The 13,164-nt window shown below is 66.3% G+C and carries 17 protein-coding genes; 11 read left to right on the top strand and 6 right to left on the bottom strand.

Going from position 1 to position 13,164, the window contains the following annotated elements:
* Positions 1 to 156: 156 nt before the first annotated feature.
* The gene (locus tag NM1_RS25635) at positions 157 to 549 is read right to left on the bottom strand and encodes a DoxX family protein (RefSeq protein WP_068024850.1); all 393 of its coding nucleotides are present in this window, start codon (positions 547 to 549) and stop codon (positions 157 to 159) included.
* 184 nt (positions 550 to 733) lie between these two features.
* Between NM1_RS25635 and NM1_RS25630 the strand changes: the two genes are divergently transcribed.
* Positions 734 to 1,813 carry an NADP-dependent oxidoreductase gene (locus NM1_RS25630; RefSeq protein ID WP_068024848.1) on the top strand — a complete coding sequence of 360 codons (1,080 nt, stop codon included), beginning with the start codon at positions 734 to 736 and terminating at the stop codon, positions 1,811 to 1,813.
* A 162-nt stretch (positions 1,814 to 1,975) separates the two neighbouring features.
* On the top strand, positions 1,976 to 2,848 hold the full coding sequence (locus NM1_RS25625) for an SDR family NAD(P)-dependent oxidoreductase (RefSeq protein ID WP_068024843.1): 873 nt from the start codon (positions 1,976 to 1,978) through the stop codon (positions 2,846 to 2,848).
* A gap of 49 nt (positions 2,849 to 2,897) precedes the next feature.
* On the opposite strand, the gene NM1_RS25620 is transcribed toward NM1_RS25625, so the two are convergent.
* Positions 2,898 to 3,308 (bottom strand): ester cyclase, encoded by a 411-nt coding sequence (locus NM1_RS25620; protein ID WP_084520021.1) that lies wholly within the window; start codon positions 3,306 to 3,308, stop codon positions 2,898 to 2,900.
* A gap of 50 nt (positions 3,309 to 3,358) precedes the next feature.
* On the opposite strand from NM1_RS25620, the gene NM1_RS25615 reads away from it, so the two are divergent.
* The gene (locus NM1_RS25615; protein ID WP_084520020.1) at positions 3,359 to 4,000 is read left to right on the top strand and encodes a TetR family transcriptional regulator; all 642 of its coding nucleotides are present in this window, start codon (positions 3,359 to 3,361) and stop codon (positions 3,998 to 4,000) included.
* 141 nt (positions 4,001 to 4,141) lie between these two features.
* Here NM1_RS25615 and NM1_RS41485 read toward each other — a convergent pair whose 3' ends face one another.
* The gene (locus tag NM1_RS41485; RefSeq protein WP_084520019.1) at positions 4,142 to 4,357 is read right to left on the bottom strand and encodes a DUF397 domain-containing protein; all 216 of its coding nucleotides are present in this window, start codon (positions 4,355 to 4,357) and stop codon (positions 4,142 to 4,144) included.
* Positions 4,341 to 5,261 carry a helix-turn-helix domain-containing protein gene (locus NM1_RS25610; protein ID WP_068024838.1) on the bottom strand — a complete coding sequence of 307 codons (921 nt, stop codon included), beginning with the start codon at positions 5,259 to 5,261 and terminating at the stop codon, positions 4,341 to 4,343. Before NM1_RS25610 ends, NM1_RS41485 begins: the two co-directional genes overlap by 17 nt.
* 247 nt (positions 5,262 to 5,508) lie before the next feature.
* On the opposite strand from NM1_RS25610, the gene NM1_RS25605 reads away from it, so the two are divergent.
* Together NM1_RS25605 and NM1_RS25600 are read left to right on the top strand one after the other, a co-directional pair.
* Positions 5,509 to 5,811, top strand: a complete 303-nt coding sequence (locus NM1_RS25605; RefSeq protein WP_068024836.1) for a hypothetical protein — start codon at positions 5,509 to 5,511, stop codon at positions 5,809 to 5,811.
* Entirely contained in the window at positions 5,808 to 6,032 is a 225-nt protein-coding gene (locus NM1_RS25600) for an IclR family transcriptional regulator (RefSeq protein ID WP_068024833.1), read from the top strand. The genes NM1_RS25605 and NM1_RS25600 overlap by 4 nt, the downstream gene beginning before the upstream one ends.
* Before the next feature lie 17 nt (positions 6,033 to 6,049).
* Here NM1_RS25600 and NM1_RS25595 read toward each other — a convergent pair whose 3' ends face one another.
* On the bottom strand, positions 6,050 to 6,595 hold the full coding sequence (locus NM1_RS25595) for a P-loop nucleotide/nucleoside kinase family protein (protein WP_068024830.1): 546 nt from the start codon (positions 6,593 to 6,595) through the stop codon (positions 6,050 to 6,052).
* Positions 6,596 to 6,621: 26 nt separating this feature from the next.
* Between NM1_RS25595 and NM1_RS25590 the strand changes: the two genes are divergently transcribed.
* From NM1_RS25590 to NM1_RS25575, 4 genes are all read left to right on the top strand, one after another.
* Positions 6,622 to 7,377: a class I SAM-dependent methyltransferase gene (locus NM1_RS25590; protein WP_068024826.1), complete on the top strand. Its 756-nt coding sequence runs from the start codon at positions 6,622 to 6,624 to the stop codon at positions 7,375 to 7,377.
* Between the two features lie 160 nt (positions 7,378 to 7,537).
* Positions 7,538 to 8,695 carry a serine hydrolase domain-containing protein gene (locus NM1_RS25585; protein ID WP_068024978.1) on the top strand — a complete coding sequence of 386 codons (1,158 nt, stop codon included), beginning with the start codon at positions 7,538 to 7,540 and terminating at the stop codon, positions 8,693 to 8,695.
* Between the two features lie 68 nt (positions 8,696 to 8,763).
* The gene (locus NM1_RS25580; protein ID WP_068024823.1) at positions 8,764 to 9,528 is read left to right on the top strand and encodes a MerR family transcriptional regulator; all 765 of its coding nucleotides are present in this window, start codon (positions 8,764 to 8,766) and stop codon (positions 9,526 to 9,528) included.
* Positions 9,529 to 9,536: 8 nt separating this feature from the next.
* A complete protein-coding gene (locus NM1_RS25575) occupies positions 9,537 to 10,595 on the top strand; it encodes a protein kinase family protein (protein WP_246011378.1) in 1,059 nt (352 codons plus the stop codon).
* A 7-nt stretch (positions 10,596 to 10,602) separates the two neighbouring features.
* On the opposite strand, the gene NM1_RS25570 is transcribed toward NM1_RS25575, so the two are convergent.
* Positions 10,603 to 10,920, bottom strand: a complete 318-nt coding sequence (locus NM1_RS25570; protein WP_246011377.1) for a DUF222 domain-containing protein — start codon at positions 10,918 to 10,920, stop codon at positions 10,603 to 10,605.
* Positions 10,921 to 11,093: 173 nt separating this feature from the next.
* Here NM1_RS25570 and NM1_RS42510 point away from each other — a divergent pair, with 173 nt between their 5' ends.
* Together NM1_RS42510 and NM1_RS25560 are read left to right on the top strand one after the other, a co-directional pair.
* Entirely contained in the window at positions 11,094 to 11,690 is a 597-nt protein-coding gene (locus NM1_RS42510; protein ID WP_147288999.1) for a hypothetical protein, read from the top strand.
* 310 nt (positions 11,691 to 12,000) lie between these two features.
* Positions 12,001 to 12,960, top strand: coding sequence for a quinone oxidoreductase family protein (locus NM1_RS25560; protein ID WP_211339413.1), 960 nt, complete (start codon positions 12,001 to 12,003; stop codon positions 12,958 to 12,960).
* Positions 12,961 to 13,164 lie beyond the last annotated feature (204 nt).

Below are 13,164 nucleotides of genomic sequence, written 5' to 3'. Positions count from 1 at the left end.
TTGTTTCCGATCGAACGCCATTCCTCGCCTCGGACGCGTCGAGTTACGTCAACGGTGCCGAGTTCTTCGCCACGGTGGATACGCGCAGGTGTGAATCTATCCGGGTCGGCCTAGCGCGTCGAAGCCATCCGAAGCCATCCGGGGGTGCAGGCACTTTCAGCCGGTGAACGACTCAGGACCGAAACGGCCCCAGGCTACGAAGGCGGCAGCGGCGAGGTAGACGAAGTTCAGCGCGACGTATTTGTACTGGACGTAACGGGCGTGGGTGATCATCGCCCCCACCATCAACAGGATCCAGCAGACGGCGGTCACCGGCACCATCACCGGTGCGATATCGAGCACGGCGGGCAGGATCAGGCCGGCCGCGGCCAGGATCTCGAGGCCGCCGAGGGTTCTGACGACGCCGGCGCTGGCGTGCTCGGTCCATCCCCCACCGGACTTTCTGCCGAGTTCGTCCAGCTTGTCCTTGGGCATGAACGCTTTGGTGGCGCCGCCGAACAGGGATAGGGCGGCAATCAGCCCGGTGACGATCCAGAGGGCGAGGTTCATGAGCTTCTCCTTGGGTGCGGCTTCCCGATGGTGCAACGGGTCGGCATCAGACACCGACGGCCCGTGGTGTGTGACACCACGTGCGCTGCACCTGCGGCGGTGCAGTGATCTGCCTCACCTCCTGTCACAGCGAACGATCATGCGGTGTCTGGTGGCCGCAGTCCGTGAAGCGAAGGGAAAACCGATGACCGAAGCAAGTAGGGACAGCACAGAGTCGATGAAGGCAGTGCGGTACCACTCCTACGGCGGAAGTGATGTTCTCGTCTACGAGGAGGCGGACCGCCCGACCCCGGATGCGGGTCAGGTGGTGGTGCGGGTGGCCGGCACCTCGTACAACGACGCGGACGCCGGGCTGCGCGCGGGTTTTCGACAAGACGTTGTCCCGGTGGCCCTACCGCAGATTCCGAACGTCGACATGGCTGGTGTCATCGCCGAAGTCGGTGCGGGGGTGAGCGGCTGGAGCGTCGGGGACGCGGTCATCGCGGTCTTGCCGGTGACCGCGCCCGGCGCGGCCGCCGAGTACGTTGCCGCGCCCGCCGAGATACTGGCTTCTGCTCCCGGCACCGTCGAACTCGCCGACGCCGCGGCCCTGCCTTTGGTTGGGCTCACGGCTTGGCAATCGTTGTTCGAACACGCCGGTCTCGAGTCCGGACAGAGCGTCTTGATCAATGGTGCGGGCAGCGCGGTGGGCGGCTACGCCGTCCAGCTCGCCGTGCGAGCCGGCGCCGCCGTGACCGCGACCGCCGGCCCGCGCAGCCGTGACCGCACGCGCTCCTACGGCGCGCAGCGGCTCATCGACTACACCGAAACCCCGGTCGTGCAGGCGGTGGCCGGACAGCGGTTCGACGTGGTGTTGAACCTGGCGCCCAGCAGTCCGGAGGAGAACATGGGCTTGGCGAACCTGGTCGCCGATGGCGGGACATACGTCAGCACGACCACTCCCGTCCCGGAGGATGTCGGGCGCGGGGTGCGAGCGGTGCGGCCCTTCGCGTACAGCGACGCCGCTCAGCTCGCTGAGCTGGTCGCTCGCGTCGACGCCGGAGATCTGGAGATCGCGGTGGCCGAACGGCTGCCGTTGTCCGAACTGCCCGCCGTCCATGCCCGGGCCGCCGAACGGATCGCCCATGTGGCCGAGCTGGCCGCCCGCGTCGAGGGCCGAGAGCTGGGTTTCGAAGTGGCCGCAAGGCTGCGGGCCGAGGCGGACACTGTCGACGTTCGCGCCGCCGGTGGAGCGATAGTCGGCAAGGTGATTCTGACTCCGTGACTCGAGCGACACCAGGGGAACATCTGTGTCCCAGGGAATCCCGCAGTTCGGAGCGCGGTCGGGGACGGGGCGAACAACTCTGTTTCAGAGGTCGGTATGGCACCTCCCGGCTGCGGGATCATATCGATCGCTCCGCGCTGGTCTGTGTCATACCCTCGGGTCATGATCGACTCGACTGCGGTGGTGACCGGCGGCAATCAGGGGCTGGGACTGGCTCTCGTACGGGGACTGTGCGCGGCGCATCCGGGCCGGACGGTGTATCTCGGCGCTCGTGACGAGGCGCGCGGCAAGGCCGCGGTCGAAGGCCTACGCGCCGAGGGGCTTTCGCCCGAGCTGCTGATCATCGACGTGTCCGAGGACGAGTCGGTGCAGACCGCGGCCGAGCTGATCCGGGCCCGGCACGGTGGCGTGGATCTGGTGATCTCCAACGCGGCGGCCCGGCTCCTGGCTGATCGCACCGAAGCGCAGAGCGTGCGGACCTTCGTGGACACCAACAACCACGGCGCGGTGCGAATGATCCGGGCCTTCGGTCCGTTGCTGCGCGAGCATGCGCGATTTCTGGTGGTAGCCAGTGCTTTCGGATCGCTGCGCTATCTTCCGGAACCGTTGCATGCCATGTTCGACACCGAGCACCTGAGCCTCGATGAACTGGGTGGCGTGATGGACGATTATGTCCGGTTGGTCGAGACGGGCCAGGCGCGCGCGGCGGGCTGGCCGGAATCCATCAACATCGCCTCGAAGATCGGGCAGGTCGCCGCTGTGCGGATCATGGCTCGTGAGTACGCCGAACAGGCTCGGGCACAGGATGTTCTGATCAACGCCGCCTGTCCGGGGCTGGTCGACACCGACGCCTCTCGTCCGTGGTTCTCGGACATGTCCCAGGCCCAGTCGCCGGACGAGGCGGCGCGGGATGTGCTGTGGCTGGCGAGTCTTCCGGTCGGCACGACCGAGCCGTACGGCGAGTTGGTGCAGTATCGCGCAATCCTGCCCTGGACCGGTGCGCCGCTCACCGTCACCAATCGCACCGACGGATAGTGGGTTGTGCTGGGAACGACCGGAATTCGGCAAGGCATGACGTCGTTGCTCACACGGCGAGCTGCTGCATGATGGCCGCGAAGTCGAGCCAGACGTTTTCGCGGCTGATCTTGCCGTCGCGGACCTCGCACACGTGCAGAATGCGGAAGGTCAGCGGACGGTTTCCGCCCGGAATCCCGACGAACGTGCCGGGAACACGGCCGGACCACTGCGAGTCGTCGACGAAGAAATCGTCGCCGTAGTAGCGGTGTAGCGTGACGAACTTTTCCTCGGTGAGCGCATCGAACAGCCCGCGGTAGCGCTCGATGATGGCCGACCGATCCCGCAGTACGCCCTGTGGGTCGCCGACGACGTCGTGCTCGGCGTCGGGAGTCAGGGTGGCGGCCGCGGCGGCCGCGTCCTTGGCCGCCTCGGCGGCACAGTGCTGGTCGAACAGCGCGTCCATCTCATCACGAGTCATGGTGATCCCTCCCCAAACCTGTTTATGAGTACCTGATTATCATGATGAGTATGAGCTACTCACGTCAAGAGGGTTTCGTTGTCGGCGGGAGAGAAAACCAGAAGCAACGAACCCGGCGGGCGCTGATCGACGCCGCCATCGCCCTGGCCCGCGAGGGGCAGTCCCCGACCGTCGCCCAGGTCGCCGCCGCGGCGAAGGTGTCGCTGGCGACCGCGCATCGCTACTTTCCCAATCGGCAGTCGCTGTGGGCCGACGTGGCGATCATGCAAACCTGGGCCGCCCGCGATGTGAGCTTCGAAGACCTGCCCGCGGATCCGGAAGAACGCGTCGACATCGTCGTGCGTGCATTGGCGACAGCCCAGCTCGGCGATGAAGTGGTGTGGCGCGAGGTGGTCCGCGCTGCCTCCGACCGCTGGTTCGCCCAGCTGGACACCCCTGAATCCGAGCGCATTCCCACACGCGGTACCAACCGGCTCGACATGGCGGCCCTCGCACTCGAACCACTACGAGAACAGCTGGGCGACAACCGCTTCCAGCGACTCGTGCACGCCATGACCATGGTGTTCGGCGCCGAGGCCATGATCACGATGCGCGACACCGCAGGCCTCGACCCCGAACCCGCCATCGAAACCATGGCCTGGGCAGCCCGCGCCCTCGTCCGCGCCGCCCTCGCCGAGCAGCCGAGGCAATAGGCCCGAGCAGAGCCCGCGGCCCCATGGATCGATGCCGGGCTGTTCGAACTGGAAACCCAACGCCCACAGCATCTTCGGTGCATCGGTTTCGATCGGTGGCACCGATGGAAGACTTATGCAACCCTGCACAGCCGTTGGTGGTCAGGCTGGAGGGTTGTTGTACTTGTTGTTTCGGATGCCGGTGGTGAAGGCGGCCCACTCGGTCGGGGTGAAGGCGAGGGTCGGGCCGTCTGGGTTCTTCGAATCTCGAACGCCGACAATGTCTTTCATTAAGGCGACCTCTACGCATTCGCTGTTGCCGCCGCTGTAGCTGGACTTACGCCAGTGCGCACCCGGGAGGTCAACGGAATCGGTCATAGTTGTTTGCAGCCTCTCTCATCAGATCCCGTGTCGGACCTGCATCCAACGATGCCCTGAACAGCTTATCGAACGCCTCACGGCACCGCCGGACGTCTTCCCGGCGTTCCAGGTAGACGTCGCCGGTGGCGACGTTCTCGGCGAAAACGGTCGACGGCTCGATCGGTCTACCACGCCCGTCCTTCGGGAAGGTCAAGACGATGAACGGCGCGGCTCCGTACCCGAGCGGGAGACCGGCACGGTGCGGCAGCAGCCGGATGGTTACGTTGTCGCGGGCGGCCAGTGCTACGGCATGACGGAGCTGAGCCGACATGACCGAGGGGCTGCCGACCATCGTCCGGAGGACCGATTCCGTGATAATCACGTTGATCTGCAACGGTTTTCGAGTCCTGATCAGAAGGTGCTGCCGCTTCAGCCGAAGATTGACGCTCCGCTCGACGTCCGCTTCGTTGGTGTAGAACTGGCGACCTACGGCGGTCGCGTAGTCGGATGTCTGCAAGAGCCCAGGAATCATCAACGATTGGAAGATCGCGAGTGCACTCGCGGCAGACTCCAACTGGGTGTACAGATTGAACTTCGACGAAATGATGTCGTCGTACCCGTGCAGCCATGATCGGACCGGTTTCTGCCGGGCCAACTCCATTGCAAAATCGCGCTTTTCATCTTCGATGCCGTACAGGTCGCAGTAATCCCGGATATCTCGTTCTCGGATTCGTTGAACTCGGCCCAGCTCTAGCTGGCTCACGGCGTTCTTGCTGCACCCCATGGCTCGCGCCGCCGTCTCGGTGGTCATTCCCATGGCCTCGCGGGCCTCCCTGAGCAATCTGCCCAATTGGCGACGCGGCAATGTGCTTCGGGTGTCTTCGGTTTCGTCGTCCTCGGTCGCTTCGGTCACATCGGTCATAGTGTCCCGTCCCCTGTGCGATGCCAAGTTTGTCCCGCCAGGTGACAACGCTAGCCGCTTTCACATGACAAGTCCTGGCATTTCGCGCGAATTTCGAAAGCTTGCGGCGTCGGCGTGTCCGTCCTCGGGTGTTCGGACCATGCTCGGCGACAACGGCAAACCATTCGAACGAGGGCTGGATAATGACGAAAGAATCACCCACACGACCGGATTCGATCGGTGAATTCAGCGGTATGCGGGGTAGGTCATGAGGTGCCGACCAACGGCGCTGGGGTGGATCGATCCCGACGTATCGAGTTCGCCGGAATGGGATGCGGCGCTGCTGCGTCGGCTGGCTCGTCGGCTCGGATATGAGCTGGTGTGGCCCGAGGACTCGATGCTTCGCCTGGTCGACCAGGTTCGCACCTCGGACGTCGATGTCGTGCTGATCCCGGCTCCGAACCATCTGAACGCGTTGGAGTTCGACGCGATAATGCACATCTCGGGTATCGAAACCGCTTGCCCGCGAATGTCGTTCGATCGCTGGGCGGACCTGGGAGCCGAGGCGTGAAGGCGGCGGAGGTAGCGGTGCTGTCGGTTCTCGCCCACGGGGGAGTTCTGACCGTTGCGCAGATCGGCCGCGATGCGTCCCTGACCGGGTGGACCACCCGAAATACCCTGGCCTGCTTGGATGCTCGGGGCTTGGTCGTCCGCAACCGAACCCGCGGCCGCTGGCAGATCAACCCACGCGGCCGCGCCGCACTGGCTGTCAACAGGGTGCGGTCGAGCTGATGAGCGCATGCGTCGCACTAGGTTTCACCACGGCCGTTCCCTCCGGGTACTCCCGCCTCGGCAGCGATGCGGGTAGCGACCTGGTGTGGCTGCAGGCCCGTGGTGTCGATGATGTGGGCCTCCCGACCGTGCCATGCGCGAGCAGCGTCGTAGTCCTCGAGATGCTCCAGCCGCCACTGTCGCGCGCCGGGCTCGATGGCGTCGGTTTCGATGCGGCGGAGCAACTCGTCGCGCTCGGCGTGAAGAACGAAGTGATGCAAAGGGACGCCGGCATTTTCGAGTCCGGTGCGGATCTCCCGCCAGTACTGGTGGACGAGAACGGACTGGGGAACGATGAGGACGCCGCCGACGTAGTCGAGAATCTGTGTGGCCGTGGCGACCACGAGCGCGCGCCAGGGCTGCCAGTCCTGAAAATCCCGGACAGGTTCCGAAGCGAGGACATGGCGAAGCATGAACCCGACCGTCTCGGTATCGAAGACCCGCGATCCAGGCAGCAGCGTGGCCAATTCACGTGCCGTGGTGGTCTTTCCGGCCCCGAACGTCCCGTTCAGCCAGATGATCATGCCGCCGACACTATACGTTGGGGCGCATGACATCGGCTCCAGACGATCGTGCATTTTCCACTGATTCGGCCCGGGGGAGCGGCTACGACAGCATCGCCGAGGGCTACACGGCCGAAAACGAGACCGGCGTCCTCCATGCGCACTACAACCGTCCCGCGATCCTGGACCTCACCGGCGACGTGACCGGGCGGCGGATCCTCGACGCCGGTTGCGGCTCGGGTCCGCTGTTCGCCGCGCTGCGCGAGCGTGGCGCCGACGTGACCGGAATCGATGCGAGTGCCCGGATGCTGGAGCATGCGCGACGACGCCTCGGCGCCGAGGCGGACCTGCGGGTCGCTGACTTGGCCGACCCACTGCCGTTTCCCGACGGTGCATTCGACGACGTCGTCGCGTCCCTTGTGCTGCACTACCTGCAGGACTGGGGACCGACTCTGTCCGAGCTGCGACGCGTGCTGGTCCCCGGCGGTCGCCTCGTCGCCTCGGTCGAGCACCCCTTCGCCAATTTCCTCGGGCAGCGCTTGGCCGGGAATTCGACCAACTACTTCGGAATCCGCAATCGGATCGATGAATGGACCATGGGCGGGCAGACTGCCCGCCTGAGTTTCTGGGACCGGCCATTGCACGCGATGACCGACGCCTTCGCCGCGGCAGGCTTCCGTATCAGCACCATCAGCGAACCACCGGCCCTGCCCGCCGCTCGCGATCTGATCCCCGAGGTGCTCGGCGAGAGCCCCGACAACAGATTCCTCTGCTTCCTCTTCTTCGTCCTGCACACCGACTGACCGCCACGGCCAAGCCCACCGCAAAGGCCACGTTCTGCACCGACCACCGGATGAGAGTGACTTGGATCACAGTTGAGGTTGACCTTGGGTCAGGGCGCACGCTCGTCGCAGCGGCACGGAATACACCGAGCCGGAGTAACTGACTCGAGGAGTGGTCATCATGTCCATCACGAACCGCACGAGCGCCGAAGTCCTGAACGATGGCGGGCAGGAACGCCCGGAGTTGCAGCGGGCGATCGAGGAGATCGTCGAAGCCGGCTGCACCGGGGTCACGCTGCGCGTGCACGACGAGCGGGGCGAGTGGGTCGGCAGCGCCGGGCTGAGCGAGCTGGGCGGGACCGCTAAGCCGCCGATCGACGGGCATGTCCGGATCGGCAGCAACACAAAGACTTTCACCGCGACTCTGGTGCTGCAGTTGGTGGGCGAGGGCGCGATCGGGCTGGACAACCCGGTGGCGGGCTATCTGCCCGAATTCGAGCTGGACGAGCGGATCACGGTGCGGATGCTGTTGCAGCACACCAGCGGGCTGTTCAACTTCACCGGCGAGGTCTACGACGACGGGACGGTCGTGATGGGGGTCCCCCTCCCCTTCGGCACGACGGGTAAAGAGTGGCTGGACAACCGATTCCGGACCTACCGACCCGAGGAGCTGGTGCGGTTGTCGTTGTCCCGGCCGGTGCGGTTCGAGCCGGGTGCGGGCTGGAGCTATTCCAACACCAACTACGTGCTGGCCCGGCTGCTGATCGAGAAGGTCACCGGCCGCTCGCTCGTAGAGGAGATGCAGCGGCGGATCCTGGGGCCGCTCGGACTGTCGGGCACGGTCGTGCCGGACATTTCGGCGGAGATCCCCGAGCCGCACGCCGGCGCCTACTACCGGTACGAGGACGGCGGCCGGCAGCAGACGGTCGAAGTGTCCCGCTACAACCCGTCCTGGATCTGCACCGGCGGTGACATGATCTCGACCATCCAAGATCTGCACACCTTCATCTCCGCGCTGAACGGCGGCAAGCTGCTGCCCGCCGAGCTGCTCGCCGAAATGCGCACGCCGCACCCGACGGGCATCCCGAACATGGACTACGGCCTGGGAGTGTTCGTGTGGGACACCGGCTCCGGCACCGTCATCACCCACAACGGCGGCAACGTGGGCGCTTTCGCGCTGATGTACAGCACACCGGACGGCAGCAAGACCCTGACCGGGGCGCTGAACTATGTGGACGACGCGGACCTGTCCAACGCGACAGGATTCCGGAGCGCCCAACTGCGGCTCGTAGACAAGTTTTTCGGTGGGCAGGCCGAACCCGCTCAGCCGACGGACTGAACATCTGTGACCGTCCATCAGCTCGGCGATCGTGTGCACGGTCGCCGAGCACAAGGCAGGCTGAACAAATGAGGCACGAGGTCACGATCGGCCAGGCGGCGGCGTTCGTCGGCGTCACGGTGAAGACGGTGCGGCACTACCACAAGCTCGGCCTGGTCGAGGAGCCGGAACGCGACAGCTCCGGCTACCGGCGGTACGGGTCGGCAGAGTTGTTGCGGCTGGTGCAGATTCGGACGCTGGCCACCGCCGGCGTGCCGCTGGCCGAGATCGGCCCTTTGCTCGACGCCGACGCCGAGCAGTTCGCGGCCGCGCTCGTCGCCGCCGAGCAGCAGCTGACCGATCGGATCGCCGACCTGATCGCGCGGCGCGACACGCTGCACCGTCTGGCCGACGGCGACCGAGCCCTGCTGCCCGACCGTGCCTGCGCGATCCTGGACCGCATGTCCGCCCTCGGCTTCGGTCCCGACTACGTGGCCGCCCAGCGCGAGGCCCTGGTACTGACCCGGGCGCTGATGCCGGAGGGTTTCGACAACTTCCTGGCCCAGCTCGACCACCGGCTCGACGACGCCGGGTACGTCGACCTGACCAAACGCGCTCTGGAGGCGGAGACCTGGGAACCGGACGACCCGAGGATCGAAGAACTCGCGACCGCCATGGCCGACCACTATCTCGCCCACCCCGCGCTGCTGGGGAATCCCACGAACCTGCATGCCTCCACTCAGTACCGGCTGATCAACAACCACCGCGAGGACCAGGCACCGAACTCGGCTCGCCTGACGGCGCTCACCGAGGCGAAACTCCGCTCCGCGGGCGTCCCCATCCCACGCCAATGACGGCAGACATGTCGCGCCTGCATGCCCACGGCGCCGTCTCCACGGCCCTGGCGCTGCACAGCGATCACGCATTGCGGGAGCTCGTGGATGCGGCCGCGCCGATCGGCGCCGGTATCGGCGGGAGGTCGGCGCTGCTGGAGGTCGCCGGAACCCCGGTCTTCGTGAAGCGAGTGCCCCTCACCGACCTGGAACGGCGTCCGGAGCACGTCCGTTCCACCGCGAACGTGTTCGACCTGCCGCAGTTCTACCACTACGGCGTGGGGCTGATCGGTGGAGCGGGCTTCGGGGCCTGGCGCGAGCTGGCCGTGCACATCATGACGACGAATTGGGTGCTCGCCGCCGAATACGAGGGCTTCCCGCTGATGTATCACTGGCGGGTGCTGCCGGGCACGACGCCGCTGCCGGAGGAACTCGCCGATATCGATCGCGCCGTCGCCTACTGGGACGGCCGCCCGCAGGTGCGCCACCGGATCGAGGCGCTGCGGGACGCTTCGGCGAGCGTCGTGCTGTTCCTGGAGTACATCCCGCAGAACCTGCACCAGTGGCTGAACACCCGGATCGAGGCGGGCGGCGAGGTCGCCGACCGGTCCTGTGCCATGGTGGAGCGGGAACTGGCCGCAGGAACCGCGTTCATGAACGGCCGGGGGCTGCTGCATCTCGACGCGCACTTCCAGAACATCCTGACCGACGGGCAGCGCCTCTACTTCGGCGACTTCGGCCTCGCGCTCTCGCGCGGATTCGACCTCGCGCCGGAGGAGACCGCGTTCTTCGATCGGAACCAGAGCTACGACAGCGGTTACATCGCCACCTACCTGGTGATCTGGCTGGTCACCGCCCTGTACGGGCTCCGGCCGGAGGACCGGGAGACGCGCGCCGCGATGGTGCGCGCCATCGCCGAGGGCAAGCCGCCGGAGGGCATCGGGGACGGGCCCGCCGCGCTCCTCACCCGGCACGCGCCGGCCGCCGCGGCAATGTCCGCGTTCTGGCGCGCGTTCCAGCAGGAGAACCGGAGCACCCCGTGCCCGGACGAGGAGATCCGCCACCTGCTGCGCCGCGCGGCGAAATAACCCGGCCTCAGCCTGCCGTCGTCAGCGCTCGCCACGCCTTTCTGGAGAGCGAGCGGGCCTGGGGAGCGGCGTATTCGATTCGTCGGCGGGCCTCGGAGGCGCTGATCCGCAGGAGATCGCTCAATAGCTCCGCCGTGTCTCGGTAGCCGGTGTCGGCGGCGAGGCCGCGGCGCTCGGCCTCGGCGACGGCCGCGACCATGGCCGCACCCAGGCGCCGCCGGCGGCGTTCGGTCTCGACGAGGGTACGCAGCAAGTCGACATCGGCCAGTTCCGACCATCTCCGTGCCGGAGCATCCGGTGCCAGTGCAGTCGAATGTGTGTTCACCCGACGCACTCTACCTCAAAGATAGAACATATGTTCGAGTATTGGCTCGTCCAGTGCGTCGGACTTCCGGCAGATGGCCGAACGTGTCCGGGTCGAGTTGCCGTGCCTCGACGGCTGGTTTCGGTTAGGTTGTTGCCGGAGCGGGCGTGCCGGTATTCCAAAGGGGGGCAACGATGGCCGACTGGCAGAAGATCGGCGCCGTTGCCGCGATCGTTGCGATACCGGTATCGGTCCTCACTGCCGCCGTTCAGTGCTCGACGAGTTCGGATACCACGTCACCACCGCCGACCACCGTGGTGCCTTGGGCCACAACATCCGCCGCGGCCCCGCAGCCTGACGCGCAACAGTCGTCAACCACGCCGGTCCCGGTTCCGCCTGCGGACAGCGAGCCGCCGATCCACAGCAGCGACACGCTGTCGATGGGCGGTTCCAGCCCCTGGGGCGTGTCGATCTTCAGCTTCAATTCGTTCTGGGTCAGAAACCCGGCAGGTTCGAGCGTCACCATCACTGTCGACCCCAGCTTCGGCGTATCTGCTGGCGATGGTGCCAGCTTCGCGTCGGTCGCCAGTCCGAGCTATTCGACCTGCGCCACCGCGAATTACAACATCCAATCGCGGGACTGGAAAGATCTGCCGACAGGGTCGGCCTTATGCATCAAGACCGGTGATACCCGAGTCGGACGTGTGCAGTTCATTTGGACGAAGGGCAAGGAAGATCCGGCCACCGACGTGCGCGTGGTCGGCGTCATCTGGGAACCGAAGCACGACTGAAGTACTGTCGATCCTGAGACGCCGTGGCAGCAGCCCACGACATCCGTTCTCGCTCAGGTGAATACCGTTCCTGTGGTCGGTGCCTGGGCGCGGCTGTCGTCGGCGAGATAGGCCCGAGCGGCGCTCTGAGTCACAGACAGATCCGGGTTCCGGATACCGGACATCTCGGGAGCCCGCGTGATCGAGTGTTCGTTGCCGAGCACAGACTCCTCGGCGCGGCGGACATCGGACCTGTTCGACCGCAATTACCGTCGGAACTCCGGAGAGGTATCGGTCTCGAGAGTGTGCTCGCAGGAAACGGAGGAGCCGCATGACAGGCATGGTCGACGCCGCGCTCGTGGAGTCGTTCGATGAGCCGCCGCGCTACCGGTCGATTCCGGCGCCGGAGCCCGAGTCCGGCCGTGAGGTGGTGGATGTGCTCGCCGTCGGAGTGCACCCGGCCACGAAGGGCATCGCCGCGGGTAAGCACTACACCAGCCCCACCGAGTTACCGGCCTTGGCGGGAGCCGACGCCGTGGTGCGCCGGACCGATGGGAGCCTGGCCTACGTCATGCCGATGGGGGCGGGCACGCTCGCGCAGCGTCTGCTGATCGACCCGGGTGCGGCGATTCCCGTACCGGCCGGTGCGGATCCCGCGGTGGTGGCCGCCACGATGAACCCGGCCATGTCCTCGTGGGGTGCGCTGCGCACCCGCGTACCTTTCGAACCGGGTAAGTCGGTGCTGGTACTGGGTGCCACCGGTAACGCTGGATCGATGGCCGTGCAGGTCGCCCGTCATCTCGGCGCGGACAAGATCGTGGCCGCGGGCCGCAATCGTGACCGCTTGGACGAGTTGAAATCCCACGCCGACGAGGTGGTTGCGCTCACCGCCGAGCAGGACCGGACCTCGGCAGCGCTTGCTGCGGCAGCGGCCGAGGTCGACGTCGTCCTGGACTACCTGTGGGGTCCGCCGACCCAACTGGCCATGCAAGCCGTCCTCGGCGCCCGCACTCAACACACCCGGTTGCTCGACTGGGTGCAGATCGGCGGCATGGGCGGCCCGGAGATCACCCTGTCCGGGCATGCGCTGCGTTCCAACGCCTTCCGCATCCTGGGCAGCGGATTCGGCTCGATCACCCAGGAGGCCCTGAATCAGGTACTCCGCGAAGTCGCCGAGGCGATCGCCTCCGGCGGACTATCGGTGCGCCCGCGCCCGGTCCCGCTGGCCGAGGTCGAAAAAGCATGGACACATCACGACGCGCCCGGTGAACGGACCGTCATCATCCTGTGAGCCCACCGTCTGCGAAATCGATCCCAGACCACGCACCAACCCTCTATATTCGGCAGATCATTGCATTGGCAACCGTTGTCGGACAACCGGTTTGGATGCCCAATCAATGCGCGGGCCGCGGCATCAGCGAATGTCCCGCGTCCATCGGCCGGGTCCGGGTTGCGGGCGGAGGAGACGGAGGGGTGGCCGCACCAAACCGCTGCC

Origin of the sequence: Nocardia mexicana NBRC 108244 (genome assembly GCF_001613165.1) — a bacterium.
GTDB lineage: Bacteria > Actinomycetota > Actinomycetes > Mycobacteriales > Mycobacteriaceae > Nocardia > Nocardia mexicana.
The sequence above is the reverse complement of the archived record's forward strand: the minus strand, read 5'-3'. Positions and strand labels throughout refer to the sequence as shown.